Annotated in this window: 26 protein-coding genes; 16 read left to right on the top strand and 10 right to left on the bottom strand. The window is 64.2% G+C overall.

Features of this window, described 5'->3' with window-relative positions; translation table 11 throughout:
* Positions 1-14 precede the first annotated feature (14 nt).
* From hisC to AC2FLM_RS08975, 3 genes are read left to right on the top strand one after another with little or no spacing between them, the layout of a single operon-like run.
* Positions 15-1,100, top strand: coding sequence for a histidinol-phosphate transaminase (gene hisC, locus AC2FLM_RS08985; protein WP_496857353.1), 1,086 nt, complete (start codon positions 15-17; stop codon positions 1,098-1,100).
* Positions 1,097-2,020, top strand: coding sequence for a prephenate/arogenate dehydrogenase family protein (locus AC2FLM_RS08980; protein ID WP_496857351.1), 924 nt, complete (start codon positions 1,097-1,099; stop codon positions 2,018-2,020). The genes hisC and AC2FLM_RS08980 overlap by 4 nt, the downstream gene beginning before the upstream one ends.
* Positions 2,017-2,877 (top strand): extensin-like domain-containing protein, encoded by an 861-nt coding sequence (locus AC2FLM_RS08975; RefSeq protein WP_496857349.1) that lies wholly within the window; start codon positions 2,017-2,019, stop codon positions 2,875-2,877. The genes AC2FLM_RS08980 and AC2FLM_RS08975 overlap by 4 nt, the downstream gene beginning before the upstream one ends.
* A 12-nt stretch (positions 2,878-2,889) precedes the next feature.
* On the opposite strand, the gene AC2FLM_RS08970 is transcribed toward AC2FLM_RS08975, so the two are convergent.
* Positions 2,890-3,891 carry a DUF2125 domain-containing protein gene (locus tag AC2FLM_RS08970; protein ID WP_234220587.1) on the bottom strand — a complete coding sequence of 334 codons (1,002 nt, stop codon included), beginning with the start codon at positions 3,889-3,891 and terminating at the stop codon, positions 2,890-2,892.
* 65 nt (positions 3,892-3,956) lie between these two features.
* Here AC2FLM_RS08970 and AC2FLM_RS08965 point away from each other — a divergent pair, with 65 nt between their 5' ends.
* From AC2FLM_RS08965 to AC2FLM_RS08955, 3 genes are all read left to right on the top strand, one after another.
* On the top strand, positions 3,957-4,487 hold the full coding sequence (locus tag AC2FLM_RS08965) for a gamma-glutamylcyclotransferase (RefSeq protein ID WP_234172086.1): 531 nt from the start codon (positions 3,957-3,959) through the stop codon (positions 4,485-4,487).
* 70 nt (positions 4,488-4,557) lie between these two features.
* The gene (locus tag AC2FLM_RS08960; protein WP_496857346.1) at positions 4,558-5,739 is read left to right on the top strand and encodes a biopolymer transporter ExbB; all 1,182 of its coding nucleotides are present in this window, start codon (positions 4,558-4,560) and stop codon (positions 5,737-5,739) included.
* A 3-nt stretch (positions 5,740-5,742) separates the two neighbouring features.
* Positions 5,743-8,043 (top strand): peptidoglycan -binding protein, encoded by a 2,301-nt coding sequence (locus AC2FLM_RS08955; protein ID WP_496857344.1) that lies wholly within the window; start codon positions 5,743-5,745, stop codon positions 8,041-8,043.
* Between the two features lie 3 nt (positions 8,044-8,046).
* On the opposite strand, the gene AC2FLM_RS08950 is transcribed toward AC2FLM_RS08955, so the two are convergent.
* The 3 genes from AC2FLM_RS08950 to gloB all read right to left on the bottom strand — a co-directional run bounded on the left by AC2FLM_RS08950 (position 8,047) and on the right by gloB (position 12,275).
* Entirely contained in the window at positions 8,047-9,006 is a 960-nt protein-coding gene (locus AC2FLM_RS08950) for a M23 family metallopeptidase (protein ID WP_496857342.1), read from the bottom strand.
* Positions 9,006-11,333: an ATP-dependent Clp protease ATP-binding subunit ClpA gene (clpA, locus tag AC2FLM_RS08945; protein WP_496857340.1), complete on the bottom strand. Its 2,328-nt coding sequence runs from the start codon at positions 11,331-11,333 to the stop codon at positions 9,006-9,008. The genes AC2FLM_RS08950 and clpA overlap by 1 nt, the downstream gene beginning before the upstream one ends.
* 174 nt (positions 11,334-11,507) lie before the next feature.
* Positions 11,508-12,275 (bottom strand): hydroxyacylglutathione hydrolase, encoded by a 768-nt coding sequence (gloB, locus tag AC2FLM_RS08940; protein WP_496857338.1) that lies wholly within the window; start codon positions 12,273-12,275, stop codon positions 11,508-11,510.
* Positions 12,276-12,335: 60 nt separating this feature from the next.
* On the opposite strand from gloB, the gene AC2FLM_RS08935 reads away from it, so the two are divergent.
* The gene (locus tag AC2FLM_RS08935; RefSeq protein ID WP_234172092.1) at positions 12,336-13,088 is read left to right on the top strand and encodes a class I SAM-dependent methyltransferase; all 753 of its coding nucleotides are present in this window, start codon (positions 12,336-12,338) and stop codon (positions 13,086-13,088) included.
* Between the two features lie 8 nt (positions 13,089-13,096).
* On the opposite strand, the gene AC2FLM_RS08930 is transcribed toward AC2FLM_RS08935, so the two are convergent.
* Positions 13,097-13,876 carry a hypothetical protein gene (locus AC2FLM_RS08930; RefSeq protein WP_496857336.1) on the bottom strand — a complete coding sequence of 260 codons (780 nt, stop codon included), beginning with the start codon at positions 13,874-13,876 and terminating at the stop codon, positions 13,097-13,099.
* Positions 13,877-14,520: 644 nt separating this feature from the next.
* Between AC2FLM_RS08930 and AC2FLM_RS08925 the strand changes: the two genes are divergently transcribed.
* The 6 genes from AC2FLM_RS08925 to AC2FLM_RS08900 all read left to right on the top strand — a co-directional run bounded on the left by AC2FLM_RS08925 (position 14,521) and on the right by AC2FLM_RS08900 (position 19,859).
* Complete coding sequence (locus AC2FLM_RS08925) at positions 14,521-15,081, top strand: F0F1 ATP synthase subunit delta (protein WP_496857334.1); 561 nt, start codon at positions 14,521-14,523, stop codon at positions 15,079-15,081.
* The gene (gene atpA, locus AC2FLM_RS08920) at positions 15,082-16,620 is read left to right on the top strand and encodes a F0F1 ATP synthase subunit alpha (RefSeq protein ID WP_496857332.1); all 1,539 of its coding nucleotides are present in this window, start codon (positions 15,082-15,084) and stop codon (positions 16,618-16,620) included.
* 15 nt (positions 16,621-16,635) lie between these two features.
* Positions 16,636-17,511, top strand: a complete 876-nt coding sequence (locus AC2FLM_RS08915) for a F0F1 ATP synthase subunit gamma (protein ID WP_496857330.1) — start codon at positions 16,636-16,638, stop codon at positions 17,509-17,511.
* A 19-nt stretch (positions 17,512-17,530) separates the two neighbouring features.
* Positions 17,531-18,955 (top strand): F0F1 ATP synthase subunit beta, encoded by a 1,425-nt coding sequence (gene atpD, locus AC2FLM_RS08910; protein ID WP_234139803.1) that lies wholly within the window; start codon positions 17,531-17,533, stop codon positions 18,953-18,955.
* Positions 18,956-18,967: 12 nt separating this feature from the next.
* Positions 18,968-19,378, top strand: coding sequence for a F0F1 ATP synthase subunit epsilon (locus AC2FLM_RS08905; protein WP_234142965.1), 411 nt, complete (start codon positions 18,968-18,970; stop codon positions 19,376-19,378).
* Between the two features lie 130 nt (positions 19,379-19,508).
* Complete coding sequence (locus tag AC2FLM_RS08900) at positions 19,509-19,859, top strand: H-type lectin domain-containing protein (protein ID WP_234142966.1); 351 nt, start codon at positions 19,509-19,511, stop codon at positions 19,857-19,859.
* A gap of 82 nt (positions 19,860-19,941) precedes the next feature.
* Here AC2FLM_RS08900 and AC2FLM_RS08895 read toward each other — a convergent pair whose 3' ends face one another.
* Positions 19,942-20,961, bottom strand: a complete 1,020-nt coding sequence (locus AC2FLM_RS08895; RefSeq protein ID WP_234142967.1) for a ribose-phosphate pyrophosphokinase — start codon at positions 20,959-20,961, stop codon at positions 19,942-19,944.
* Between the two features lie 107 nt (positions 20,962-21,068).
* Here AC2FLM_RS08895 and AC2FLM_RS08890 point away from each other — a divergent pair, with 107 nt between their 5' ends.
* Both AC2FLM_RS08890 and AC2FLM_RS08885 read left to right on the top strand, forming a co-directional pair.
* Entirely contained in the window at positions 21,069-21,671 is a 603-nt protein-coding gene (locus AC2FLM_RS08890; RefSeq protein WP_496857327.1) for a 2-hydroxychromene-2-carboxylate isomerase, read from the top strand.
* Entirely contained in the window at positions 21,668-22,486 is an 819-nt protein-coding gene (locus tag AC2FLM_RS08885; protein ID WP_496857325.1) for an alpha/beta fold hydrolase, read from the top strand. Before AC2FLM_RS08890 ends, AC2FLM_RS08885 begins: the two co-directional genes overlap by 4 nt.
* Positions 22,487-22,575: 89 nt before the next feature.
* Here AC2FLM_RS08885 and AC2FLM_RS08880 read toward each other — a convergent pair whose 3' ends face one another.
* From AC2FLM_RS08880 to AC2FLM_RS08870, 3 genes are read right to left on the bottom strand one after another with little or no spacing between them, the layout of a single operon-like run.
* Entirely contained in the window at positions 22,576-23,613 is a 1,038-nt protein-coding gene (locus AC2FLM_RS08880) for a threonine aldolase family protein (protein WP_496857323.1), read from the bottom strand.
* The gene (locus tag AC2FLM_RS08875; RefSeq protein ID WP_496857321.1) at positions 23,613-24,083 is read right to left on the bottom strand and encodes a YcgN family cysteine cluster protein; all 471 of its coding nucleotides are present in this window, start codon (positions 24,081-24,083) and stop codon (positions 23,613-23,615) included. The genes AC2FLM_RS08880 and AC2FLM_RS08875 overlap by 1 nt, the downstream gene beginning before the upstream one ends.
* Complete coding sequence (locus tag AC2FLM_RS08870; protein WP_496857319.1) at positions 24,080-25,012, bottom strand: bifunctional riboflavin kinase/FAD synthetase; 933 nt, start codon at positions 25,010-25,012, stop codon at positions 24,080-24,082. Before AC2FLM_RS08870 ends, AC2FLM_RS08875 begins: the two co-directional genes overlap by 4 nt.
* A gap of 122 nt (positions 25,013-25,134) precedes the next feature.
* Between AC2FLM_RS08870 and AC2FLM_RS08865 the strand changes: the two genes are divergently transcribed.
* The gene (locus tag AC2FLM_RS08865; RefSeq protein ID WP_496857317.1) at positions 25,135-25,917 is read left to right on the top strand and encodes a bestrophin-like domain; all 783 of its coding nucleotides are present in this window, start codon (positions 25,135-25,137) and stop codon (positions 25,915-25,917) included.
* 70 nt (positions 25,918-25,987) lie between these two features.
* Here AC2FLM_RS08865 and AC2FLM_RS08860 read toward each other — a convergent pair whose 3' ends face one another.
* Complete coding sequence (locus tag AC2FLM_RS08860; protein WP_044028673.1) at positions 25,988-26,431, bottom strand: MaoC family dehydratase; 444 nt, start codon at positions 26,429-26,431, stop codon at positions 25,988-25,990.
* Positions 26,432-26,439 lie beyond the last annotated feature (8 nt).

Below are 26,439 nucleotides of genomic sequence, written 5' to 3'. Positions count from 1 at the left end.
CAGGAGCGCCCCGCATGAACCAGTTCACCCCGCAGCCCGGCATCATGGACATCGCCCTCTACCAAGGCGGCAAGGCCCATGTGGACGGTGTGGCCAATGTGATCAAGCTCAGCTCGAACGAGAACCCGCTGGGCCCCAGCCCGGCGGCGGTCGAGGCGATCCGGGCCACCGCGGCGCAGGCGCACCGCTATCCCAGCACCGACCATGCCGAACTGCGCGCCGCCATCGGCGCGGTGCACGGGCTGGACCCCGACCGCATCATCTGCGGTGTCGGCAGCGACGAGGTGCTGCAATTCGTGGCCCAGGCCTATACCGGTCCGGGGGACGAAGTGATCTATACCGAGCACGGGTTCTCGATGTATCCGATCCTGGCGCGGATGGCGGGGGCGACCCCGGTTCAGGTGCCCGAGCGTCAGCGCGTTGTCGATGTCGATGCGATCCTGGCGACCGTCAACGACCGCACGCGGCTGGTGTTCCTGGCCAATCCGGCCAACCCCACCGGCACCATGATTTCCGAGGCCGAGGTGACACGGCTCGCCGACGGTCTGCCCGGCCAGGTGTTGCTGGTTCTCGACGGGGCCTATGCCGAATTTGTCGAGGGGTTCGATGGTGGCGCCGGGCTGGTCAGCGCCCGCGACAACGTCATCATGACCCGCACGTTTTCCAAGATTTACGGGCTGGGCGGGCTGCGCATCGGCTGGGGTTATGCGCCGCGCGACATCATCGACGTGCTGAACCGCATCCGTCAGCCCTTCAACCTGTCGACCATGCAGCTGGCCGCGGCCGAGGCGGCGGTGCGCGATCAGGATTGGGTCGCCCATTGCCGGGAGCAGAACACCATCTGGCGGGGCTGGCTGGCCGCGCGGCTGGCCGAGCTTGGCGTGCCTTCGGACGTGTCCTGCGCCAATTTCATCCTGGCCCGTTTCTCCGATCAGGGTGAGGCCGAGGCCTGCGACCTGTTCCTGCAATCGCGCGGCCTGATCGTGCGCCGGGTGGCGGGGTATAACCTGCCGCAGGCGCTCAGGATCACGGTGGGCGATGAGGCCGGCTGCCGTGCCGTCGTCGATGCCGTGCGCGCCTTCAAGGAGGGTCGCGCATGAACCCGGTCTATGACCGCGTCGCCCTGATCGGTCTGGGCCTCATCGCCTCGTCGATGTTCTGGGCAATCAAGCGCGCCGGGCTGGCGGGCGAGGTGACGGGCTATGCCCGCTCTGAGGCGACCCGCGACACCGCGCGCCGGATCGGCCTGTGCGATCGGGTCTGCGACAGCGCCGCCGAAGCGGCCGAGGGGGCCGATCTGGTGGTGCTTTGCGTGCCGGTGGGCGCGATGGGGCAGGTGGCGGCGAAAATCGGTCCGGTGCTGAAACCGGGCGCCACGGTGTCCGATGTCGGCTCGGTCAAGCGCGCCGTGATCGACGCGGTGGGGCCGCATATTCCCGAAGAGGTGCATTTCATCCCGGCTCACCCGCTGGCCGGGACCGAGCATTCGGGGCCGCAATCGGGCTTTGCCGAGCTCTACGACAACCGCTGGTGCCTGCTGGTGCCGACCGAGGGCAGCGACCCGCAGGCGGTGGCCCGGCTGCGCGCGCTGTGGGAGGGCATGGGCGCCAATGTCGAAGAGATGGAGGCCGATCATCACGATCTGGTGCTGGCCGTGACCAGCCATGTGCCCCATGCCATTGCCTATACGATGGTGGGGGTGGCCGACCATCTGCGGCGGGTGACTGAAAGCGAGGTCATCAAGTATTCGGCGGCGGGGTTTCGCGACTTTACCCGCATCGCCGCATCGGACCCGACCATGTGGCGCGACGTGTTCCTGAACAATCGCGAGGCGACGCTGGATATCCTGGGCCGCTTCACCGAGGAACTGTTCATGCTGCAACGCGCCATCCGCATGGGCGACGAGACCTATCTGTTCGACTATTTCACCCGCACCCGCGCAATCCGCCGCGGTATCATCGAGGCGGGGCAGGACACCGACGCCCCCGATTTCGGACGCGTCAAGGGCAAGCCCACATGACCGGGCGCGGGCATATCCTCGCGGCTCTGGCTCTGACGTTCTGGGCGCTGCCGCTGGCGGCCAATGCGCCGGACCGCTCGTTGCGGCCGGTGCCCCGCGCGGTTGCTGCCGATCCGGTGGTTCAGGCCGCCATCGCTGTTGCGACAGAGGAGGCCGCCGCCTCGGTTGCGGTGACCCGGATGCGCCCGAACCTGCGCCCGCCCTCGGAGCAGGAAATACTGGCCGCCGCCACACCACCCCGCCCAGACGCGCCCGGCCTCGACCTGTCGCCGCGGCCCGAGCTGCGCCCGAAAGAGGTGGAAGAGCGAGCGCTGTTCGGCCGCAAGAAGCGGATGAAGGGCGCGGTCTGCGGAAACCCGGATATTCAGGGCAGTGCGGCAGGCCGGGTTCCGGGCAAGATCAAGGGTTGCGGCATCAAGGACGCGGTGCGTGTCACCTCGGTTTCGGGTGTACGGCTCAGCACCCCTGCGGTGATGGAATGCGGCACCGCCGAGGCGCTGAATCACTGGGTTGCGCGCAGCGTCAAACCAACCTTTCGCCGTCGCGGCCCGGTGGTCGAGCTTCAGGTCGCGGCGCATTACGCCTGCCGCACTCGCAACAACCAGCGTGGCGCCAAGATCTCGGAGCATGGCAGGGGCCGCGCGATCGACATCTCGGCCTTTGTGATGAATGACGGCGAGCGGATCACCGTTCTCGAAGGCTGGAAACGCGGCGCCACGCGCAAGATGCTGCGGCAGGTTTGGAAAGAGGCCTGCGGCCCGTTCGGCACCGTGCTGGGGCCAGAGGCGGACCGCTATCACAAGGACCATCTGCATCTGGACACCGCCCGCCACCGGGGCGGCCCCTATTGCCGCTGACGCCTTTGTCTCCTACCGCAAGATGATGCGCGGCGCCGGACCCAGCGGGATCGGCCCCAGCGTCACAAAGCCACGGCGAAAGCCCAGTTCCACATCCAGCGCGTCCGGGTTGCCGCCCAGCCCCGCCAGCATGGTCAGCACCCGGCTCAGCGGCTCGGCGGCCTGCTGGGGCAGGGCGCCTGCCTGCTGCGCCATCGCCACCATCTCGCGCCAGTTCTCGGCCTTCAGCGCCACCGATCCGGTGGGAATGCCGTATTCGTCGACGCTGACCTTGCCGGCGGCGAACAGGCGCAATTCACCCCAGGCGGCCTCGGCCAGAGAAAGGTCGATCTCGACCGGTTGCGGGCGGCGCTCTTCCAGCGCGGCGCGGTCCCATGGGCGGTCGAAGGTCACCGCCATCGAGATCTCGGCCCGTTCGAAACTGCGCGGCAGCCCCTCGGCCCCGCCCATGGCGCGGCGCAGGTCGCGACCCGGTGCCAGATCGCTGAGTTCGGCGTGCAGCACATAGGCCTCGGGTTGATCCTGTTGCGTCATCGACAGGGTCAGTGCGTCGGCATCGGCCAGAACCTCGCCATCGCGGGTGACCGACCATTCACCCGCGCTCAACCCCATCGTGCGCAGCTCCAGCGCCACACCCGGCGCCAGGTCCAGATCGGCGCGCATCGCGTCCGCCTCAATCACCAGGGTCCGGTCGAAGTAAGACAGGCGTTGCGGCGTGTCGGGGAACAGCAGGCTTTGCCGTCCGGGCCAGATCGCCGGGCTTTGCAGCGCCAGCCAGTCGGCCCGCCAGGCGGTGCCGGTGTCCGGGTCGGCCAGTGCCGGAGCCTCGATTTCGATGCGATGACGCAACGGATAGCCCGACAGTCCGGTCTCGGCATATTCGGCCTGCCAGCCGCGCGTGGCCTGCGTTTCGAACCAGCTCACGACCGAGCCGCGCAGGCCGAACCCCGCAACCGCCCAATAGCCCGACCAGATCACCGCCGCCAGCAGCGCCACCCGCACCAGGTTCAACATCGCCTGCCCCTTTTGTCTCTGCTCGTTTTCCTGTTTATAGGCCGAAACGGGCAAGGACCAGCGCGATGACGATGTGGGTATTCGGATACGGATCTTTGATGTGGAACCCGGGTTTTCCGGTGGCGCGGCGCGAATTGGCGACGCTGAACGGCTGGTCGCGCTCTTTCTGCATGAGTTCGATCCACCATCGCGGTACCGAGGAAAAACCGGGGCTGGTGCTGGCGCTTGACGCCGTGCACGACGCACAGTGCCGGGGCATCGCCTTTGCGGTCGAGCCGGGGCACGAGGCACGCACTCTGGACGAGTTGCGCGAACGCGAACTGATCTCCTCGGCCTATCTTGAGCGTGAGCTGGACGTGGCGCTGGATATCGGCGGCCTGGTGCGCGCGGTGACCTATGTCATCGACCCCGACCATGAACAGTATTGCGGCGGCATGCCGCTGGAACGGCAGGCCCAGATCATCGCCACCGCGATCGGCGGGCGCGGCCCCAATACCGAGTATCTCTACAACACCGCGGCCCATCTGGCGGAAATCGGGCTCAACGATCCCGATCTCGACTGGCTTTCCGCCCGCGTGCGCGAGATTACCGCATAAACCCTTGGCGTTGCGCCTCTCTTTTCGGTAGGTTCGGGCCAGAGCAGTCAAGGGTTCAGGAACGCCGCGAATGGCCCAGCCAGACCGAGAAGCGAGGCCGCAGTTCTCGCACCCGACACGCCAGATCCTGATGATGCTGGTCGTCATCGGCCTGTCGGGTTTTGGCGTCTTTGTCGCCATGCCGCGCGTTTTGCCGGTGTTTCAGGCCAACCCCTATCTGAACGGGTTCATCCTGCTGGTCTTCCTGATCGGTGTGCTGGCCTGTTTCTGGCAGGTGGTGCAGCTGATCGGGTCGGTCCGCTGGATCGAGGAGTTCGCCGCCGGGCATGAGCGCGAGGATACCAGACCGCCCTCGATGCTGGCGCCGCTGGCCTCGCTGTTGCGCTCGCGCGTGGCGCGGATGCAGATCTCGTCCAGCTCCACCCGCTCGATCCTCGACTCGGTGGCCGAACGGATCGAGGAAGAACGCGAGATAACCCGCTATATCACCAACGTACTGATATACTTGGGGCTTCTGGGCACGTTCTTTGGCCTTGCAACCACGATCCCGGCGGTGGTGGACACCATCCGCAGCCTCAACCCGCAAGAGGGCGAAGAGGGGTTGGCCGTCTTCAACCGGCTGATGACCGGGCTTGAGGCACAGCTGGGCGGCATGGGCACCGCCTTTGGTTCATCGCTGTTGGGTCTGGCCGGGTCGCTGATCGTCGGATTGCTGGAGCTGTTCACCGGCCACGGCCAGAACCGGTTCTACCGCGAACTCGAGGAATGGCTGTCGACCATCACCCGGGTCGGGTTTTCCTCGGGCGAAGAGGGGCACTCGGAAAGTGGGGCCATCGCCGGGGTTCTCGATGCGATGGTCGAGCAGATGGACGCACTGCATGCGATGTTCGCCACCTCGGAAGAGGGCAGGGCCGAGGTCAATGGCAAGCTGGGAGCGCTGGTCGACACAATTGCCGAGATGAACCAGCGCCAGGCCGAGACCGAGGATGTGACTGCCGCGCTCGACCGGGTGGCGGCGGGGCAGGAGGCGCTGCTCGACTTCCTGCGCGAACAGGGCGCCCATGACGGGCTTGACGCCGAAAGCCGGATGCGGTTGCGCTCGATCGACGTGCAGATGCTGCGCATTCTCGAGGAGATTTCCGCCGGTCGGCAGGAAAGCATGGCCGAGCTGCGCAAGGATATCGAGCTGTTGGCCAAGGCGCTGTCGGTTCCGCGGCGTCCGCTGCGCGGCGTCACCCGCGACGAGGGGTGATCCATGGCCCTGTCACGCCGCACCGGACACAGGTTTCAGGGGTCGGTCTGGCCGGGGTTCGTGGATGCGATGACCGGCCTTCTGATGGTGCTGACCTTTGTGCTCACCATCTTCATGGTGGTGCAGTTCGTACTGCGCGAGACCATTTCCGGGCAAGAGGACGAGCTGGACGCGTTGGCGGGCGAGGTTGGGCGGCTGGCGCAGGCGTTGGGGCTAGAGGAACGCGCCAACAGTCAGTTGCAGGCGCGGTTGGGCGCGCTCAACGCCACGCTCAACGATACCCAGGACGATCTGAGCCAGGCTCAGGTGCTGATTGCCTCGCTGACGGTCGAACGTGACCGCAGCCGCGCCGCGCTGGACGAGGCCGCGACCCGGATTACCGCCTTCGAGGCGCAGGTCGCCGCGCTGTTGGCCGATCGCGACCGGGCGCTGGGCGATGTGGCGGCGCTTGAGGCCGAGCGGGGCCGGCTTCTTACCGAACAGGAGGCGTTGAACCTGGCACTGGCGCAGGCTCGCGACGAGATCGACGACCGGGCCGAGGCGGCAAGGCTGGCCGCCGCCCGGCGCGAGGCGCTGGAGGCGATGATTGCCGATCTGCGCCGCTCGGGCGAAGAGAACGCCGCGCAGATCAGCTCGCTGGAACAGCAGTTGAGCGAGGAAGAGGCTGCCCGCCTGGCCGAGGCCGCCGCCGCTCAGGCCCTGCGCGAGAAGCTGGAGAACGCGGATGCTGAATTGACCGCGATGACTCTGGCATTGGAGGCGCAGCGCCGCGAGGCCGAGGATACGCTGACCTTGCTGGCGGCGGCGGACGCCGCGCGCGAACAGCTGGACGCGAAACTGGCCGAGGCGCTGTCCCGGATCGAGGCGGCCCGCGCCCAGGCACGCGAACGCGACGAACTGGCCGAGCGTCTGACCCGGGTGCTGGGCCAGATGGAGGTGGCCCGGTCCGAGGATGCCGCGCGGGTCAGCGCGCTTGAGGCCGAACTGGACCGGATCCGCGCCGAAGGCAGCGAGACCCGTGCTGCTCTGGCCGAAGCGCGCGCCCATGCGGAAGAAACACAAAGCGCGCTTGAAGCGGCGCTGGCCCAGCAGCGCGCGGCCACCGTGGCGACCCGTTCGCAATATCAGGACGAGCTTGACCGGCTGCAATCCGAACATGCCGCCGCGCGTGCGGCGCTTGAGGCGGAACTGGCCAAGGCCCGCGCCGAGGCCGACACCACTCGCACCGATCTGGAGGCACGCCTGGCGCGCGGCGAGGCCGAGGCAGCCAGCATCCGGGCGGGACTGGAAGCGGAACTGGCACAGGCGCGCGCCGATCTGACCGCCGCGCGCGCCGCCGCTGATTCCACCGCCGAAGATCGCGCCTCGGTCGAGGCGCGGCTGCTGATGGCCCTGGAATCGCTCGAGCGTGCGCAGGCCGCCGCTTCGGATAACGAGGTGTTGCAGCGGCGTCTGCTGGCGGCGCTCGACGCGCAGACCGAGGCGGAAAGCAGTGCCGCCCGCCAGCGCAGCCTGGCCGAGGAGCGTGCAGCGTTGCTGGCGCAGGCGCGGGCCGCTCTGAGCGAGGAACAGGCGGTGTCGACCGAGGCGCAGCGCCAGACCGCGCTGTTGAACCAGCAGGTCGCAGCCTTGCGCAACCAGCTGGGCAGCCTTCAGGCGTTGCTGGACGATTACAAGGCCCGCAACGCCTCTGCCGAAGTGCAGTTGCAAAGCCTGGGCCAGGACCTGAACGCTGCGCTGGCCCGTGCCGCCTCGGAGGAGCGCAAGCGCCGCCTGCTGGAAGAGGCCGAGCGCAAGCGGTTGGAGGAAGAGGCCCGTGTGCTGGCCGAGCAGGCCAAGGATCTGGAGCGCTATCGCTCGGAATTCTTCGGGCGGCTGCGCGACGTGCTGGGCAATCAGGAAGGCGTGCGGATCGAGGGCGACCGCTTCGTGTTCTCCTCCGAGGTGCTGTTCGATCCGGGCAGCGCCGATCTGTCGCCCGAGGGTCAGTTCGAGATCGCCAAGGTGGCGCGGATCCTGCGCGCGATTGCCGCCGATATCCCGCCCGAAATCAATTGGGTGATCCGGGTCGATGGACATACCGACAACGTGCCGCTGCTGGGCACCGGCAAATATGCCGATAACTGGGAGCTGAGCCAGGGCAGGGCGCTGTCGGTGGTGCGCTACATGGTCGACGCGCTCGGACTGCCGCCCGACCGGCTCTCGGCCAATGGGTTCGGCGAATACCAGCCCGTCAATCCGGCGGATACCGCCGAGGCGCGGGCGCAGAACCGGCGGATCGAATTGAAGCTGACCGAGAAATAGCGGCTAGTTCACCGTTACCGTTGCATCTATCCGGTCAACCTCGACCCCACCGCGTAACAGTATCGCCGCGCCCTGATAGGTGCCACCGGGCCAGGACGCGCCCTTGAGCCGTCGGCCCGCCGCGCGAAAGAATTGGGCCTGGGCACGGTCCAGTGCCGAATCCTGCTGAATCAGCTGCCCCTGCGGACCCTCGATGATCAGCCGAACGATATCGCCGGCCTGCCCGCCAAAGGCCAGGACGAAGAACACCAGCGCGCCCGCGTCCGCGGGCAGACCGGGGCGGGTCGCGGTCCCGTCCTTGACCTGGTCATAGTCGGGAACCGCGTCGGTAAAGCCCGCGTCGAGCAGCCCGCTGGCCACGTAGGCGGGCGTTTCTCGCCAGAGGCTGCCCGTGGATGCGCCGCATTGCGTCACGTCGCCGGTGTGGAACGGGTCGACCACCGCGCCATTCCGCCGAACCGACAGATGCACATGCGGAAACTGGGCCTTGCCGCTGATCCCGACCTGACCCAGAACCGTGCCGCTGTCCACCCGGTCGCCCTTGCGGACCCTGACCGAGCCATTCTTGAGATGGCAATACTGAGTTTCCCAGCCGTCTTCGTGCCGCAGCACAACCCCATTGCCGCATTCGCGGCCCTTGACCGCCGCGGCATTGTCAGGGCCATAGACGCGGTCCTCGACCCCGTCGCGCAGCCCGGTGACGATGCCGGGAGCAGAGGCCAGCACGTCGACGCCGGCCCGCATCCGGGCCATGGTGGCCAGCGCGAAATCGGTGCCCTTGTGCCCATCATAGCTGAGTCCGCCGCAGGTGAAGTCGCGCGCACCCGAGCCGGGATCGCGGTCGACATATTGCTGGATGTGGCAGGTCTCGCCCAGAGTACAGGCTATTGGCAGGTCCAGAACGGGATCGCTCGCCGCGGGCAAGGCGGCGAGCGAAAACAGGAGCGTCAGCCCCAGGCGCATCAATCGGCGGTCAGCAGCGGTGGCTTGTCGCCGGAAATTCGCGGCCGGTCGGGCCCGTCGATCTGCAGCACCAGTTCGCCGCCCTTGACGCTGACCCGGACGACACCGCCCTTGGCCAGCTTGCCGAACAGCAGCTCCTCGGCCAGCGGTTTCTTGATGTGCTCCTGGATCACGCGGCCCAGCGGGCGGGCGCCCATCTTGTCGTCATAGCCCTTGTCGGCCAGCCACTCGGCGGCTTGCGGAGTCAGTTCGATATGCACATGGCGGTCCATCAACTGGGCCTCCAGTTGCAGCACGAATTTCTCGACCACTTGCAGGATGACCTCCTTGGGCAGCGGCGCGAACGAGATCACCGCGTCCAGACGGTTGCGGAACTCGGGCGTGAAGGTGCGCTCGATGGCGGCGGTATCCTCGCCCTCGCGCCGGTCGCGGCCAAAACCGATGGCCGATTTCGCCTGTTCCGAAGCCCCTGCGTTCGAGGTCATGATCAGCACCACGTTGCGGAAGTTCACCGTGCGCCCGTTATGGTCGGTCAGCTGGCCGTGATCCATCACCTGCAACAGGATGTTGTAGACATCCGGATGCGCCTTTTCGATTTCGTCCAGCAGCAGCACGCAATGGGGATGTTGGTCGACGCCGTCGGTCAGAAGCCCGCCCTGATCAAAGCCGACATAGCCCGGCGGTGCGCCGATCAGGCGCGAGACGGCGTGTTTCTCCATGTATTCCGACATGTCGAAGCGCAGCAGTTCCACGCCCAGCGTCTCGGCCAACTGCTTGGCCACCTCGGTCTTGCCGACACCGGTGGGACCGGCGAACAGGTAGTTGCCGATGGGTTTTTCCGGCTCGCGCAGGCCCGCGCGGGCAAGCTTGATGGCGCTCGACAGTGCTTCGATCGCCTTGTCCTGGCCGAACACCACCCGTTTCAGGCTGGCTTCGAGATCTTTCAGAACCTCGGCATCGTCCTTGGTGACGTTCTTGGGTGGTATGCGGGCGATCTTGGCTACCACGGCCTCGATCTCCTTGACGCCGATCGTCTTGCGCCGCTTGCTTTCGGCGACCAGATGCTGCGCCGCGCCGGCCTCGTCGATCACGTCGATCGCCTTGTCGGGCAGCTTGCGGTCGTTGATGTAGCGCGCGCTGAGCTCCACCGCAGACTTGATCGCGTCGGCGGTATAGCGGACCTCGTGATGCTCCTCGAAATAGGGTTTCAGCCCTTTCAGGATCTTGACGCTGTCCTCGACCGTGGGTTCGTTCACGTCGATCTTCTGGAACCGGCGGCTGAGCGCGCGGTCCTTCTCGAAATGCTGGCGGAACTCCTTGTAGGTGGTCGAGCCCATGGTGCGCAGCTTGCCGCCCTGCAACGCGGGTTTCAGCAGGTTCGAGGCATCCATCGCCCCGCCCGAGGTGGCCCCGGCACCGATCACGGTATGAATTTCGTCGATGAACAGCACCGCGTCGGGGTGATCCTCAAGTTCGGTCACCACCGCCTTGAGCCGTTCTTCGAAATCGCCGCGATAACGGGTGCCTGCCAGCAATGCGCCCATGTCGAGCGAATAGATCGTGGTCTTTGACAGCACCTCGGGGATTTCCCCGGCGACAATCTTGCGCGCAAGGCCCTCGGCGATGGCGGTCTTGCCCACGCCCGGATCGCCCACCAGAAGCGGGTTGTTCTTGCGGCGGCGGCACAGGACCTGGATGCAGCGCTCGACCTCGTGGTCACGGCCGATCAGCGGGTCGATATCCCCGGCGCGGGATTTGGCGTTCAGGTTCACGCAATATTTGGACAGCGCGCTTTCCTTCTGCTCGCCCTCACCCGTGGGCGCGCTCGATGTCTCTTCCTCGCCATGTTCGGCGCCGGTCACCGGGCGGTTCTCGCCATAGGCGGGATCCTTGGCGACGCCATGGGCAATGAAATTGACCGCGTCATAACGGGTCATGTCCTGTTCCTGAAGGAAATAGGCGGCGTTGGATTCGCGTTCGGCAAAGATCGCGACCAGCACATTGGCGCCAGTCACCTCGGTCCGGCCCGAGCTTTGCACATGGATCGCGGCGCGCTGGATCACGCGCTGGAACGCGGCGGTCGGGACCGCCTCGGACCCGTCGATATCGGTGACGAGGTTCGACAGATCCTCGTCGATGAACTCCACCAGAGTATCGCGCAGTTCCTTCAGATCGACGCTGCACGCCTGCATCACCCGCACCGCGTCGGGTTCGTCCAGCAGCGCCAGCAGCAGATGCTCCAGCGTGGCGAATTCGTGGCGCCGTTCGTTAGCAGCCGCCAGGGCGGCGTGAATGGCCTGCTCAAGTGTGCTCGAGAATGAAGGCACAGGCGTGCTCCTCTGTCTTGGGTCGGGAGGGGGCCGAGTAGCGGTCGGACCCCACATCCAACCATGTGCTCATAGTATTAGAGTTTGGTTGATGTGTGCGGCTCTTCAAGGGTTTTCTTGCCTTTGCCGCTCACATTTCTGGTGACAGGTGGCTCGAATGTTGCATTTGCGGCATCAGAACCGGTCCTTGCGGGCGCGGATTTCTGCAAAGACACGGGCAGGGTCGGCGCCCTGCATGCCCAGATGGCTCTGGATACCGGGATCGGCTGCGCGCAGGAACGGGTTGGTGGCCTTTTCCAGCGACAGCAGGCTGGGAACGGTTGGACGCCCCTCGGCCCTCGCATGATCTATCTCGTCGGCGCGGGTTTTCAAGGCCGCATTGCCCGGATCGACGGTCAGCGCGAAACGGGCGTTCGACTGGGTGTATTCATGACCGCTGCACACCAGGGTGTCGTCGGGCAGGGCGGCCAGTTTCGACAGGCTGGCCCACATCTGGTCCGGCGTGCCCTCGAACAGGCGCCCGCATCCCAGCGCCATCAGACTGTCGGCGGTAAAGACTGCCTTGGCTGCGGGCAGGTGGAACGCGATATGCCCGACGGTATGGCCCGAGACGTCGATGACTTCGACCGTTGCGCCAGCGAACTCGAACCGGTCGCCCTCGGACACGGCCAGGTCCAGCGGAGGCAGGCGATGGGCATCGGCCTCCGCACCGATCACCGTGGCACCACCGGTGCTGAGCAATGCTTCCAGCCCGTCGACATGGTCCCAATGGTGATGAGTCAGCCAGATCTGATCCAGCGACCAGCCGCGCCTGTCCAGTTCGGCCCGGATGGGCGCTGCTTCGGGCGCGTCGACCAGCGCGGTCTTGCCGCTATCGCTGTCATGTACGAGGAAGGCGTAATTGTCGCTGAGGCATGGGACCGTAATGATTTCAAGGGGCATGGTCTTTTGGCCTTTCGTTGCTAGACTGCCCCAGCCAAACAGATCGGGCGAGCGGCTGCAATGCATCTGGACGTGCAGGACTTGAGGAATTTCTACTACCGCAGCACGTTGGGGCGCGCGGCGCAGGCGGCGATCCGTGGCCGACTGCTGGAGATCTGGCCCGAGGCCAAGGGCCAGACGGTTGCCGGCTTTGGTTTTGCGGTGCCGCTGCTCAGGCCTTATCTGACCCAGGCGCGGCGGGTGATCGGCCTGATGCCCGGCCCGCAAGGGGTTATGCACTGGCCCGCCGGCATGCCCAATGTCTCGGTCCTGTGCGAAGAGACGCAGTGGCCGATCGAGACCGGCCATGTGGACCGGCTGGTTGTGATGCACGGGCTGGAAACCACTGAACACCCGACCCAGGTGCTGGATGAATGCTGGCGGGTGCTGGGGCCGGGGGGCAAGGCGATATTCGTGGTGCCCAACCGGGCCGGGCTGTGGTCACGCTCGGACAAGACGCCGTTCGGCTTTGGCCGCCCCTATACGCTGGGCCAGCTGGAAACCCAGCTGCGTAAGCACCAGTTCCTGCCCGAGTTCCATTGCTCGGCCCTGTATCAGCCGCCCTCGTTCAAACGCTTCTGGCTGAAATCGGGTGCCCTGATCGAGCGGACGGGCACCCGGCTGCCCACCATCATGGCGGGGGGCGTGTTCATGGTCGAGGTCAGCAAGCAGACCAATCCGCAAAAGGGCAACATGATCCGCGCCAAGACCCCCGGCCGCATCCGGGTGCTGGAAGGGCTGTCCAATCCGATGCCCGAACCGGCCAGCCCGTAGCGTCAAAATCAGTAGCGGATCAAGATTTGACGTTCGATTGCCAGGTTGCTGGTCACGGTCGGCGGCTCTCTGACCCAATCCCATTCCCTGAACTCGCCGCCTTCACCTTCATGCGTAAAGTCGATTTCCCCGCGTTGCCCCAGGTGGAAATCGGCAATCGGCACCATCCCCAACGCATCCCAATCGTGATAGTAGCTGCTTTCCAGCTCTTCCAGAGAATACTCAACCCCGGCCGGGATATAGACCAAGGTCAGTTCGTGCTCTTCTTCGAAGGAGCAGCACGCATCGCGAGGATAGGACTCGATAGTTGAATAGACCGGCAACAAGGTCCCACCTTCCCCCTCGGGAAACTGCACGTCCAGCACGTCGTTTTTGTCCATGGAAAAACTGCCCCGGACAGAGCCGTCTTCAAAGAGCTCCTCGCTGGCACCGGGGGTGTAGATCAGGCGGACGGTATCCGCTTCCTCGGCGTCAGCATCGGCACCATCGATGGTGCCGATGTTTTGGCCAAGCCCGGTGACAACGGTGTCCGCTCCTCCGCTTCCCATCCGAATAGAAAATTCACTGGTTGTGTCCGGGTCGATATAGACCGTCTCGTCAGCTTCGCTGCCTGCGTAAATCCTTGCGCCATCAACCTCGTCCAGCGTCTCGACGTCAATCTGCTCTGGCTCTTGATTTCCGGTGACAACAGTCAAACCGTCGTCCTGGATCAGGGAGGGGGGGCCGTCTTCTTCCCCGACCGGGGCGTCGTCGTCGCCTTCTTCCCCAACCGGGAGGGGGGGGGCCATCCTCCTCGACCGGGAGGGGCGCGTCGTCTTCAACGATCTCTGCATCGCTATCGTCATCGCTGCCGATCGCTGTTGCAATAGCGGCGATGCCCAGGGCCGCAAATAAAATTGTTCCAAGCATTGGCGTTCATCGGTTGAGTAACAAAAAATAACAAACGGCAAGATTGCAAAAAAATTCAATGCTGTCCATATCGTGTAACAGGTGCAGGAGTACCGCTGCGCGCATCTCACCAGCGCAGGGCAGGCAGCAGGGCAGGGAGCCGGCCCATTTCGAATCCCGAAGTCTGCGCAACTGGGGTCGCTTTGCAGCGTTGATCGCGGCAACAGCGGCCAGAAGGGCGTGTTATCATCATGGCGGCGGAGGGTCGTTTGAACCCCGTTCCGCGTCACAGGAATCGCGAAAAGCTGCAATCGGGTAACATTTTTCAAGCACTTAAGAGGGTCCAAAGGGTCGCAGTTCAGGTAACGCATTGAAAACACATGATTTGGGTGCGAGACCGTTATCGCTATACTATATTGCGACACTGGGACTGCTCTGCTACATCCCCCCTGATTTTGATGACCTGCCGCCAGGGCGGGGTATCTTCACGCCCCCGGGGTCGCGCGCCACGCGCGTTCGGGGCCAAAATATCGGAAGGGTGGACGTGTCCGAACCAGCTTCGATTTCCGCAGGCATTGCTCAGCGCTATGCCACCGCGATTTTTGCGATCGCGCAAGACAACAATGACCTCAAGGGTCTGGAAACCGGCATCAACGATCTGACCGCCGCCCTGGGTGACAGCGCTGACCTGCGCAGCCTGATCGCCTCGCCGCTGGTCTCGCGCGCCGATCAGGAGGCCGCGATCACCGCGGTTGCCAAAAAGATGAAACTGAATCCGGTTCTGGCCAACGCGCTGGGCCTGATGGCGCAGAAACGGCGTCTGTTCGTGCTGCCGCAACTGCTGAACGCGCTGCGCGACGCGCTGGCAGAGGCGCGCGGCGAAGTCACGGCAGAGGTCGCATCGGCCAAGGCACTGACCAAGACCCAGATCGAAAAGCTGACCAAGACGCTGAGCGAAAAGGTCGGCAAGTCGGTCACCATCAATGCGACCGTGGATGAAAGCCTCATCGGCGGTCTTGTCGTCAAAGTTGGCTCGAAGATGATCGACAGCTCGATCCGCTCCAAGCTCAACTCCCTCCAGAATGCAATGAAAGAGGTCGGATAAATGGGTATCCAAGCTGCAGAGATTTCTGCAATCCTGAAGGACCAGATCAAGAATTTTGGTCAGGAAGCAGAAGTGGCCGAAATCGGTCGCGTGCTGAGCGTCGGCGACGGTATCGCCCGCGTTTACGGCCTCGACAATGTTCAGGCCGGTGAAATGGTCGAATTCCCGGGCGGCATCATGGGCATGGCGCTGAACCTGGAAAGCGACAACGTCGGCGTCGTGATCTTCGGTTCCGACCGGGACATCAAGGAAGGCGACACCGTCAAGCGCACCAACTCCATCGTGGACGTGCCGCAGGGTGACGAACTGCTGGGCCGTGTTGTCGACGGTCTGGGCAACCCGATCGACGGCAAGGGCCCGATCAATGCCAAGCAGCGCGGCGTTGCAGACGTCAAGGCGCCCGGCATCATCCCGCGTAAATCGGTGCACGAGCCGATGGCGACCGGCCTCAAGGCCGTCGACTCGATGATCCCGATTGGTCGCGGCCAGCGCGAGCTGATCATCGGCGACCGTCAGACCGGCAAGACCGCGATCGCGCTCGACACCATCCTGAACCAGAAATCCTATAACGATGCCGCTGGCGACGACGAGAGCAAGAAGCTTTACTGCGTCTACGTGGCCGTTGGCCAGAAGCGCTCGACCGTGGCCCAGCTGGTCAAGAAGCTGGAAGAAAACGGTGCGATGGAATACTCCATCGTCGTCGCCGCCACCGCATCCGACCCCGCGCCGATGCAGTTCCTGGCCCCCTATGCCGCAACCGCGATGGCCGAGTATTTCCGCGACAATGGCCGTCACGCGCTGATCATCTATGATGACCTGTCCAAACAGGCCGTGGCCTATCGCCAGATGTCGCTGCTGCTGCGCCGTCCGCCGGGACGTGAAGCCTATCCGGGCGACGTTTTCTACCTGCACTCGCGGCTGCTGGAGCGTTCGGCAAAGCTGAACGAGGACTTCGGCGCCGGTTCGCTGACCGCTCTGCCCGTCATCGAAACCCAGGGCGGCGACGTGTCGGCCTTTATCCCGACCAACGTGATCTCGATCACCGACGGCCAGATTTTCCTGGAAACCGAACTGTTCTACCAGGGCATCCGCCCCGCCGTGAACACCGGTCTGTCGGTCTCGCGTGTGGGCTCCTCGGCCCAGACCAACGCGATGAAGACCGTTGCAGGCCCGGTGAAACTGTCGCTGGCCCAGTATCGCGAAATGGCGGCCTTTGCCCAGTTCGGTTCCGACCTCGACGCCGCAACCCAGCAGCTGCTGAACCGTGGCGCGCGTCTGACCGAGCTGATGAAACAGCCGCAGTATTCGCCGCTGACCAACGCGGAAATCGTCTGCGTCATCTTTGCTGGCACCAAAGGCTATCTCGACAAGATTGCCCTCAAGGATGTCGGCCGGTGGGAAGCGGGCCTGATCGCGCATATGCGCGGCAAGCGGGCCGATGTTCTTGATTGGATCACCAAGGAAGATCCCAAGATCAAGGGCGACGCCGAGGACAAACTCAAGGCAGCGATCGACGAATACGCCGCCACGTTCGCATAAGGAGAGAGTTGGGACATGCCTTCTCTCAAGGACCTTAAAAACAGGATCGAGTCGGTCAAATCGACCCGCAAGATCACCAAAGCCATGCAAATGGTCGCGGCGGCAAAGCTCCGCCGCGCCCAGGAATCCGCTGAAGCGGCCCGCCCGTATGCCGAACGGTTCAATGCCGTGATGGCGGGGCTGGCGGCCTCGGTCGGCGGCAGTGACAGTGCGCCGCTGCTGCTCCGTGGTACGGGCAGCGATCAGGTGCATCTGCTGGTCGTCATGACGGCCGAACGCGGTCTGTGCGGCGGGTTCAACTCGAACATCGCCAAACTGGCCCGCACCCGCGCAAACGAGCTGTTGGCCAAGGGCAAGACGGTCAAGATCCTGACCGTCGGCAAGAAGGGCCGCGACGCGCTCAAGCGTGACTTCGCCAAGCATTCGGTGGGTCATGTCGATCTCAGCGGTATCAAGAGCTTGGGCTATGCCAATGCTCAGGATATCGCGCGTGATGTTCTGGCTCGGTTCGATGCCGGTGAATTCGACGTTGCCACGATCTTCTACGCGAAGTTCGAGAACGTCGTGACCCAGGTGCCGACCGCGCAACAGATCATCCCGGCGGCCTTCGAGACCGACGGCGAGGGCGACGAGGTTGCGCTGTTTGACTACGAGCCCAGCGAAGAGGCCATTCTGGCCGACCTGCTGCCGCGTGGTGTGGCGACGCAGATCTTCTCGGCGCTGCTTGAAAACGGGGCCTCGGAACAGGGTGCCCGGATGTCGGCGATGGACAACGCGACCCGCAACGCCGGCGAGATGATCGACAAGCTGACCATCGAATTCAACCGCTCGCGTCAGGCCGTCATCACCAACGAGCTGATCGAAATCATTTCCGGCGCCGAGGCGCTGTAAGAAAATCCGGAGACGAAACATGGCGAATGCAAAAGGCAAAGTCACGCAGATCATCGGGGCCGTCGTCGACGTCCAGTTCGATGACGCACTGCCTGAAATTCTGAACGCGCTGGAAACCGAGAACAACGGCAAGCGCCTCGTTCTCGAAGTGGCTCAGCACCTGGGCGAGAACACCGTCCGCACCATCGCGATGGACGCGACCGAAGGTCTGGTCCGTGGCGCTGTGGTGACCGACACCGGCGGCCCGATCTCGGTACCGGTTGGCTCGGCCACCCTGGGCCGCATCCTGAACGTGATCGGCGAGCCGGTGGACGAAAAGGGCCCGGTCAACGCGACCGAGACCCGCGCCATCCACCAGCCTGCCCCCGAGTTCGAAGAGCAGTCGACCGCGACCGACATCCTGGTCACCGGCATCAAGGTCATCGACCTGCTGGCCCCTTACTCCAAGGGCGGCAAGATCGGCCTGTTCGGCGGCGCCGGCGTGGGCAAGACCGTTCTCATCATGGAACTGATCAACAACATCGCAAAAGTGCACTCGGGTTTCTCGGTGTTCGCGGGTGTGGGTGAACGGACCCGTGAGGGCAACGACCTCTACCACGAGATGATCGAATCCAACGTTATCAAACCGGATAACCTGGAAGAGTCGCAGGTGGCGCTGGTCTACGGCCAGATGAACGAGCCTCCGGGAGCCCGTGCGCGCGTTGCACTGACCGGCCTGACCCTGGCCGAGCAGTTCCGCGACCAGTCCGGCACCGACGTTCTGTTCTTCGTCGACAACATCTTCCGCTTTACCCAGGCCGGTTCCGAAGTGTCCGCTCTGCTCGGCCGTATCCCCTCGGCCGTGGGTTACCAGCCGACGCTGGCCACCGACATGGGTGCGATGCAGGAGCGCATCACCTCGACCAAGGCAGGCTCGATCACTTCGATCCAGGCCGTCTACGTTCCCGCGGACGACCTTACCGACCCCGCGCCGGCAACCACCTTTGCGCACCTCGACGCAACCACCGTTCTGTCGCGTGCGATCTCGGAACTGGGCATCTACCCGGCCGTGGACCCGCTCGACTCGTCGTCGCGGATCCTCGATCCGCAGGTTGTCGGCGAAGAGCACTATCAGGTTGCCCGCGACGTTCAGGGTATCCTTCAGCGCTACAAGTCGCTTCAGGACATCATCGCCATTCTGGGCATGGACGAACTGAGCGAAGAGGACAAGCTGACCGTGGCCCGTGCCCGGAAAATCCAGCGTTTCCTCAGCCAGCCCTTCGACGTGGCAAAAGTGTTCACCGGCTCGGACGGTGTGCAGGTTCCGCTGGAAGACACCATCTCGTCGTTCAAGGCGGTTGTGGCCGGTGAATACGACCACCTGCCCGAAGGCGCCTTCTACATGGTTGGCGGCATCGACGAAGTGATCGCCAAAGCCGAGCGGATGGCCGCAGAAGCCGCCTAAGGAGTATCCCTGATGGCAAACACGATGCAATTCGACCTCGTCAGCCCGGAGCGCCGCCTCGCGTCGCTTCAGGTCAGCGCGGTCCAGATTCCCGGCGCGGACGGGGACATGACGGCAATGCCCGATCATGCCCCCACCATCACCACGCTGCGCCCCGGGGTGCTGAAGGTCGAAGGACCCGAAGGCACCAGCGAATACCTGGTTACGGGCGGCTTTGCCCAGATCGGCGCCGACACCCTGTCGGTGCTGGCCGAGAAAGCCATTCCGGTGACCGAGGTGACGCGGGCGCATCTGGACGAACTGATCGCCGAGGCGCGCAGCTCGCACGAGGCTGCCAAGGGGCAAGAGCATACCAGCGTCGTTGACGACGCAGCCAAGCTCTTGGCCGATATGGAGGCCCTGGGCACGCATATGGGGCTTTAAGCCTCTGTCGCGCACGGGAGATGAACAGGGGCCAGCCGGGCAACGGGCTGGCCCTTTTTGCGTCAAGCTTTGGCCCGATTGACAGGGTAAGACGCAGGTAACAAACCAAGACTGCCCGGATTTCGAGCCAATGAAGCTTCTTTCTTCCCATTCCGTCGCCATTCAGCAGGGCGACGAGGCGATGTTCTCTGATTTCGAGAATGGCGGCGACATGTGGACCGGCTCGGGCACCCGCGAAAGGCGCAAACCCATCGGTTTCGAGCAGCCCTTCCGGTCCGCCCCGGTGGTGATGGTCTCAATCTCGCTGTGGGATGTGGATACCGGTGCGGCGGTGCGGGCCGAGGTCAAGGCCGAGAATGTCACGCCCGAAGGCTTCGACCTCGTGTTCCGGACCTGGGCCGATACCCGCGTGGCGCGTCTGAGGCTGGGATGGACCGCGATCGGCGAGGTCCATAACGAGGACGACTGGGACGTGACCTGACCAGCCGCGGTGGCCCCAGAAAATTCGTCGAATTTTCTGGGGCGCCGACCGGTTTCCGGTTCATTTGAACCGGAAGCCGCTCTCAGTCCATGTGATAGAGCGACTCGTAGATCGGGCGCAGAGTCTTGTCTTCGAACAGCGACGAGACCGAAGTGCCGTTCCAGATGTTCAGGATCGCCTGGGTAAAGATCGGCGCGGTCGGGACCACGCGGATATTCGGCGCTGCCAGGATTTCAGCCGTCGGCTGGATGGAATCCGTGATCACCAGCGATTTCATCACCGAATTGCTGACCCGCTCGACAGCCGGCCCGCTCATCACCCCGTGCGAGATATAGGAGTGGACCTCGCGCGCGCCATTGTCCAGCAGCACCTGCGCTGCCTTGCACAGGGTTCCGGCCGTGTCGCAGATGTCGTCGACGATCAGGCAGATCTTGTCGGTCACATCGCCGATCACCGTCATCTCGGCGACTTCGCCCGGTTTCTCGCGGCGCTTGTCCACGATCGACAGCGGTGCATTGATCCGTTTGGCCAGTTCACGCGCGCGGGCGACGCCGCCAACATCGGGCGAGACCACCATCAGATCGCCCATTCGATCTTTGAACTGGGTGCGCACATCCAGTGCAAAGATCGGCGAGGCATAGAGGTTGTCGACCGGAATGTCGAAGAAACCCTGAATCTGGGCCGCGTGCAGGTCCATGGTCAGGATCCGTTCGATCCCGGCGCCGGTCAGCATGTTGGCCACCAGCTTGGCACTGATCGGAGTGCGTGCCTTGGTGCGGCGATCCTGCCGGGCATAGCCGAAATAGGGAATGACCGCGGTGATCCGGCTGGCCGACGACCGCCGCAGCGCATCGGCGATGATCAGCAGCTCCATCAGATTGTCATTCGCCGGGTTCGAGGTGGGCTGGATGATGAACATGTCCTCGCCGCGGACATTTTCGAACACTTCGACGAAAATTTCTCCGTCATTGAAACGCTCGACCCGGGCATTGACCAGCCCCTGATCGACCCCGCGATAGAGGCTCATACGGCGCGCGATGGAGCGGGCAAGCGGAAGGTTGGCGTTCCCAGCGATCAGCTTGGGCTCGGTGAGTGACGGCATGACGATTATCCCCAGGCAGCACTGTCTGTTGTGACAGATTCGTGATGTTGACACCGCTTAGCATGGGCGTACGGTCCCGCAAAGCGCAGGCAGCGGAGAAAACGAATATGGCTGATATCGACTACTATTTTGCGACACTTTCCCCCTTCTCCTATCTCGCCGGGCAGCGTCTGGAGGAAATCGCCGCCCGCCACGAGGTGAAAATCGCCTACAAGCCGATCGACATCATGGCGCTGTTTGCCCGCACCGGTGGCGTGCCGCCCAAGGATCGCCATCCTTCGCGTATCGAGTATCGCGCGCAAGAGTTGCAGCGCCAGACGCGCAAGACCGGCTTGCCGCTCAACATGAAACCGGCGTTCTGGCCAACCAATGCCGCGCCGTCCTCCTATGCGATCATCGCGGCGGGGCGGGCCGGGGGAGGTGATCTGGGCGCGCTTTGTCATGGCATCCTGCGCGCCTGCTGGGCAGAGGAGCGCGATATCGCTCAGGATGAAGTGATCCGTGACTGCCTGTCCAGCGCCGGGTTCGATCCGGGACTGGCCGATAGCGGCCTGCTGGCCGGGGCCGAAACCTATGCCGCCAATCTCGAAGAGGCGGTCGAGCGCGGTGTCTTTGGCGCACCTTTCTACATCACCGCCGACGGGCAGCGGTTCTGGGGACAGGACAGGCTCGACGATCTCGACGCCCATCTGGCGGAGATGAAAGGGTGAGGACGGCGCAGGTCCTGCCGCAAGCCGCCCATGTCAGCCATTTCGGCCATGGTCCACGCCCGGTGTTGGCTCTGCATTGCACCATCGCCCATTCCGGTGCCTGGAAGGGGCTGACACGCATCCTGGGGGAAGAGGCGCGCTTTACCGCCCCGGACATGCTCAGTCACGGGCGCAGCCCGGACTGGGACGGGCAGGGTTGTTTCCAGGACCGTATCCTGCGTATTGCCGAGACCTGCCTGACCGAGGGACCGATGGATGTGATCGGCCACTCCTTTGGTGCTACGGTGGCGCTGCGCCTGGCGGTGGAACATCCCGAGCGGGTGCGCAGCCTGACCCTGATTGAACCGGTCTTCTTTGCCGTGGCCGGCCAGGACGCGCCCGAGTTGATCGACAGCCACGCGAGCGACGCGCAGCCCTATCTCGATGCGCTATCGGCCGGAGACCGTGCGCTTGCCGCGCGGCTTTTCAACCGGATGTGGAGCACCGCCTCAAGCCCGCGCTGGCCCGATCTGCCCGAAGCGACCCGCGCTGCCATGATCCGGGGAATCCATGTAGTGCCGACGATGGATGCCGCGCTGTTCGACGATACCGCCGGGTTGCTGACGCCGGGGCGGCTCGACCGCGCGGCCATGCCGGTTCTGCTCTTGCGTGGCGCCTTGACCCATCCTGTGATGGAAGCGATCTCGAAGGGCCTCCAGCGCCGTTTGCCCGATGCAACGGAAGAGGTGATCGAGGGCGCCGGTCACATGCTGCCGATCACCCATCCAGAGGAGACGGCGACCCATATCCGCGCGCTCTGGTCGCGGGCAGGCTGAGCCCGCCTCTTCATTTCGCCAAAAATACTCCGGGGGAGGTGACAAAATTCTCCGAATTTTGCACCGGGGGCAGTGCCCCCTGCACCCCTTCAGAGTAAGGAAAGGAACTGGTCGATCTGATCCGTTCCGATAGACCAGTCGCAGACCATGCGACAGGCCAGCATCTCGCTCTCGTTCGCGCCCTCCAGTTCCGCACCCCACAGGTGATAGGACGCGCCCGCACCCATCAGGCGCCGATGGGTCGCGCGCGGGAAGCTGGCAAAGACGATGTTGGCCTGCGGTTCGTGCAGAAACGTAGCCCCCGACGCCTGCAGCCCCTCGACCAGGCGGGCGCAATTGTCATTGGCCCGACGCGCCGAGCGCAGCCAGAGATCATCACTCAGATAAGCGTCCATCTGTGCAGACAGATAGCGGTGTTTTGAAACGAGATGCGCGCCGCGCTTGCGGCGCAGCTCGAACTCCCAGGCATGTTTCGGATCGAAGAAGATCACCGCCTCGACCCCCATGCAGCCATTTTTGGTGCCGCCAAAACTGACCGCGTCAACACCCGCCTTCCAGGTCATCTCGGCGGGCGAGGCGTTGAGCGCCACCAGAGCATTGGCAAAGCGGGCGCCGTCCAGATGCACCGGCAGGCCGTACTCCTTGGCCACCGCACAAAGCGCCTGCAACTCGGCGATGGAATAGACGCCGCCGCGTTCGGTCACCTGGGTGATCGAGACCGGGCCGCGCTGTGGCCCGTGCACGCCACGGGTCTCCTCTCCGGTGATCGAGGAGCGCAGCGCCTCGGGCGTCATCCGGTCGCCGCCGGGCACAAGCGTCAGTTTGGCGCCGCCTGAGTAGAATTCGGGCGCGTTGCATTCGTCCTCGTGGATATGGGCCACGGGCGAGCAAAAGACTGTCTGCCAGGGCTGTGACAAGGTGGCCAGCGCCAGCGAGTTGGCCGCTGTCCCGGTTGCAACCAGATAGACCGCCGCGTCGGGCGCCTCGAAAATTCGACGAATTTTCTCCTGCACCGCCTGCATCTGTGTATCTGCCCCATAGGCCATGGCATAACCTTGGTTGGCCTCGGTCAGGGCAGCCAGGATTTCAGGGTGGACGGGACCTGAGTTGTCAGAGGCAAAGAACATCAGATTGGCTCCTCGATGATATGGTCTTCCCAGTCTTCTTCGGGGGTTTCAAACTCGGATACGGTGATGCCGCGCACCGAGACGCCCGCGCGATGCACGCTCTCAGGATCGCCCGAGATCAGCGGATGCCAGTCAAAAAGCGGCTTACCCTCCCACAGCAGCCGATAGGCGCAGGTGCGGGGCATCCAATAGGCGTGGCTGTCCAGATTGTCGGGGGTCAGCACGATGCAGTCGGGCACAAACTGGTGCCGGATCGGGTATTGGGTGCAATGGCAGCTCTCGTCATCCAGCAGTCGGCAGGCGACCCGGGTCAGCTCGACCTCGCCGGTATCCTCATCCTCGAGCTTGTTCAGGCAGCATTTGCCGCAACCGTCGCACAGCGCCTCCCATTCGGTCTTGTTCAGCCGCGCCAGCGGTTTGCGCTCCCAGAAACGCGGGCGCAGCCCGTTGCGGTCGATCGGATCTTTCATAGGGCGGCCAGGATGTCGCGGGCGCGGGCGCAATCGGCGTCCATCTGCGCGATCAGGGCGTCGAGCCCGTCAAAGGTCATCTCGGGGCGCAGGTAGTCGACCAGCCCAACGCTCAGGGTGGCGCCATAGAGATCGCCGGAGAAATCGAACAGGAAAGTTTCGATATTGGGTTGCTCGCCGTTGAACATCGGCCGTACCCCGACCGAAGCAGCACCGCGATAGCTGCCCTTGTGCGGCCCGTCCAGCACGTCGACCAGCACCGCATAGACGCCGAACCGGGGCGGATGCAGGCCGTCGATGGACATGTTTGCGGTGGGAAAGCCCAACTCGCGGCCGCGCTGCTCGCCACCGATCACTTCGCCCTCGATCCGGTGCCAATGGCCCAGCATGGCAGCGGCGTCGCGCGGGCGGCCCTCGCTCAGAGCGGTGCGGATCGCGGTCGACGAGATCACGCGCTCGGTCTGTTCAAGGAGCGGCGCGACGGTGACGCCGAAGCCCATTTCCTGACCAAACCGGACCATGTCGGCGGCGTTGCCGCTGCGGGCCTTGCCGAAACAGAAATCGGCACCGATCACGACATGAGCCAGGCCCAGCCCGTCGCAGATGACGCTGCGCGCGAACTCTTCGGGTGTCAGCCCGGCCAGCGCGGCGTTGAAAGGCAACTCATACAACCGTTCGACACCCAGTTTTTGCAGCCGATGCGCGCGTGCCGGGCCACGCATCAGGCGAAAGGGCGGACTGTCGGGGGCGAAATACTCGCGCGGATGTGGCTCGAAGGTCATCACGCCAAGCGGTACGTCGGGCGCGGCCTGCCGCGCCAGCTCGATCACCGAGCGATGCCCGATATGCACACCATCGAAATTGCCGATGGCGACACTGGCGCCCCGGTCGGCAGGTTCGACGAATTTGTAATCCCGAATGATCCGCATGGCAGCAGGCCTAGCGTCCCGCGACGGCGGGATCAAGCGCTGCTTGCCGGAACCGGATCGGCAACGCATACTCCGGGACCGGCGGGGGTGTTTTCGTCCCACCCGACAGGAGTTACAATCGGATGCAAACACTGTTCCAACTGCCGGTCCCGGTTGCGGCGTTCGTGTTCGTTGCGGCTACGCTGGTGCTGGCATTCTCGGCCTATGGGCTGACCCGGGCGATACTGTGCCGCTCGGGTGAGGCAAAGTCCGACCTTGCGGGCCCTATCTTTACCCGTGTCGGGGCGTTGCATGCACTGATCCTGGCGCTGGTTTTCGCACAGGAACTGATCAATGTGCGCGACATCAGCACCGCCAGCGCGCGCGAGGCGGTTCTGGTCGGGGACGCGTTCTATGATCTCAAGCGCTATGATCCGGAGGAAACGCTGCCGATCCGCAAGGATCTGGCGGGTTATGTGCGTCTTGTCCTCGAGCAGGAATGGGACAGCCTTGCAGAGGCGGATATCCTCTCTCCCGAGGCCTGGGCGGCCTGGGAAAGGGCCTATGTCGGGGCCTTGGAACTGGAACCCGCGACGGATCGGCAGAACGTGCTGAAGGGTATCGTGGTCGACCACCTGCGCGAGGTGTCCGGTTTGCGGCGATTGCGCGAGAACGCGGCGATCGCCAATGTACAGGACCTGTTCATGATGGCTGCGGTTGCCGGGCTGGTCCTGACATCTGCGGGCCTCTTCACCCATGCGCCGAACACGCACAACATCTTTCTGTTGTCGATCTTCGCGGCCTATACCGGCTTGATCGTGTTCTTTGTGGTCGCCTTTGCCAATCCCTATCACGCGCCGGGCATGGTGATGCCAACGGGATTTGAAAATCTGTTCATGGGAGAGCTGGCCGAGCTTGGCCGATGACGTAGCCGAGACGGGCTAGGCAACACCGCAGCCCCAGAGGTGCTGCGGTTTTAGTCGACAGCAGTCGGGTTCAGTCGAACTTGCGCGAGGGGGCCAGCACCATCGCCTCGCCCACCAACACCTTTTTGCCATCGACGGCGCAATGGCAATCCAGCTTGACCCGGCGCTTGGCAAAGTCGATGTCGATAACCTTGACCTCTGCATAGACCGTGTCGCCGGGGCGCACGGGGGCGAGGAATTTCAGCGACTGGCCCATGTAAACGGTGCCATGTCCCGGCAGTTGCTCGCCGATCACCGCCGAGATCAGCCCGGCGGTCAGCATGCCATGGGCGATGCGCCCCTCAAAGATGGTGTCGCGGGCATATTCGTCGTCCAGATGCACCGGATTGCGGTCGGTCGAGACCTGGGCGAACATCTCGATATCCTCGTCGGTGACCTGCTTGCGCAGGTACCGGGTCATGCCCATCTCGATATCTTCGATACAGATCGTTCCGCGCGGCAGATTGTCCAACATGTCACCCT

The organism is Ruegeria sp. SAZD011, from assembly GCF_059612545.1.
The sequence above is the reverse complement of the archived record's forward strand: the minus strand, read 5'-3'. Positions and strand labels throughout refer to the sequence as shown.

Bases quoted from the DNA above. Each gene is read 5' to 3' on its own strand.
- atpD (WP_234139803.1), top strand. From the start codon at position 17,531: ATGGCGAATGCAAAAGGCAAAGTCACGCAGATCATCGGGGCCGTCGTC.
- AC2FLM_RS08900 (WP_234142966.1), top strand. From the start codon at position 19,509: ATGAAGCTTCTTTCTTCCCATTCCGTCGCCATTCAGCAGGGCGACGAG.
- AC2FLM_RS08890 (WP_496857327.1), top strand. From the start codon at position 21,069: ATGGCTGATATCGACTACTATTTTGCGACACTTTCCCCCTTCTCCTAT.
- AC2FLM_RS08935 (WP_234172092.1), top strand. From the start codon at position 12,336: ATGCATCTGGACGTGCAGGACTTGAGGAATTTCTACTACCGCAGCACG.
- AC2FLM_RS08965 (WP_234172086.1), top strand. From the start codon at position 3,957: ATGACGATGTGGGTATTCGGATACGGATCTTTGATGTGGAACCCGGGT.
- AC2FLM_RS08975 (WP_496857349.1), top strand. From the start codon at position 2,017: ATGACCGGGCGCGGGCATATCCTCGCGGCTCTGGCTCTGACGTTCTGG.
- AC2FLM_RS08955 (WP_496857344.1), top strand. From the start codon at position 5,743: ATGGCCCTGTCACGCCGCACCGGACACAGGTTTCAGGGGTCGGTCTGG.
- AC2FLM_RS08930 (WP_496857336.1), bottom strand. From the start codon at position 13,876: ATGGCCCCCCCCCTCCCGGTTGGGGAAGAAGGCGACGACGACGCCCCG.
- AC2FLM_RS08970 (WP_234220587.1), bottom strand. From the start codon at position 3,891: ATGTTGAACCTGGTGCGGGTGGCGCTGCTGGCGGCGGTGATCTGGTCG.
- atpA (WP_496857332.1), top strand. From the start codon at position 15,082: ATGGGTATCCAAGCTGCAGAGATTTCTGCAATCCTGAAGGACCAGATC.
- AC2FLM_RS08905 (WP_234142965.1), top strand. From the start codon at position 18,968: ATGGCAAACACGATGCAATTCGACCTCGTCAGCCCGGAGCGCCGCCTC.
- AC2FLM_RS08865 (WP_496857317.1), top strand. From the start codon at position 25,135: ATGCAAACACTGTTCCAACTGCCGGTCCCGGTTGCGGCGTTCGTGTTC.
- AC2FLM_RS08980 (WP_496857351.1), top strand. From the start codon at position 1,097: ATGAACCCGGTCTATGACCGCGTCGCCCTGATCGGTCTGGGCCTCATC.
- AC2FLM_RS08895 (WP_234142967.1), bottom strand. From the start codon at position 20,961: ATGCCGTCACTCACCGAGCCCAAGCTGATCGCTGGGAACGCCAACCTT.
- hisC (WP_496857353.1), top strand. From the start codon at position 15: ATGAACCAGTTCACCCCGCAGCCCGGCATCATGGACATCGCCCTCTAC.
- AC2FLM_RS08960 (WP_496857346.1), top strand. From the start codon at position 4,558: ATGGCCCAGCCAGACCGAGAAGCGAGGCCGCAGTTCTCGCACCCGACA.
- AC2FLM_RS08875 (WP_496857321.1), bottom strand. From the start codon at position 24,083: ATGAAAGATCCGATCGACCGCAACGGGCTGCGCCCGCGTTTCTGGGAG.
- AC2FLM_RS08915 (WP_496857330.1), top strand. From the start codon at position 16,636: ATGCCTTCTCTCAAGGACCTTAAAAACAGGATCGAGTCGGTCAAATCG.
- AC2FLM_RS08870 (WP_496857319.1), bottom strand. From the start codon at position 25,012: ATGCGGATCATTCGGGATTACAAATTCGTCGAACCTGCCGACCGGGGC.
- AC2FLM_RS08860 (WP_044028673.1), bottom strand. From the start codon at position 26,431: ATGTTGGACAATCTGCCGCGCGGAACGATCTGTATCGAAGATATCGAG.
- AC2FLM_RS08950 (WP_496857342.1), bottom strand. From the start codon at position 9,006: ATGCGCCTGGGGCTGACGCTCCTGTTTTCGCTCGCCGCCTTGCCCGCG.
- gloB (WP_496857338.1), bottom strand. From the start codon at position 12,275: ATGCCCCTTGAAATCATTACGGTCCCATGCCTCAGCGACAATTACGCC.
- AC2FLM_RS08880 (WP_496857323.1), bottom strand. From the start codon at position 23,613: ATGTTCTTTGCCTCTGACAACTCAGGTCCCGTCCACCCTGAAATCCTG.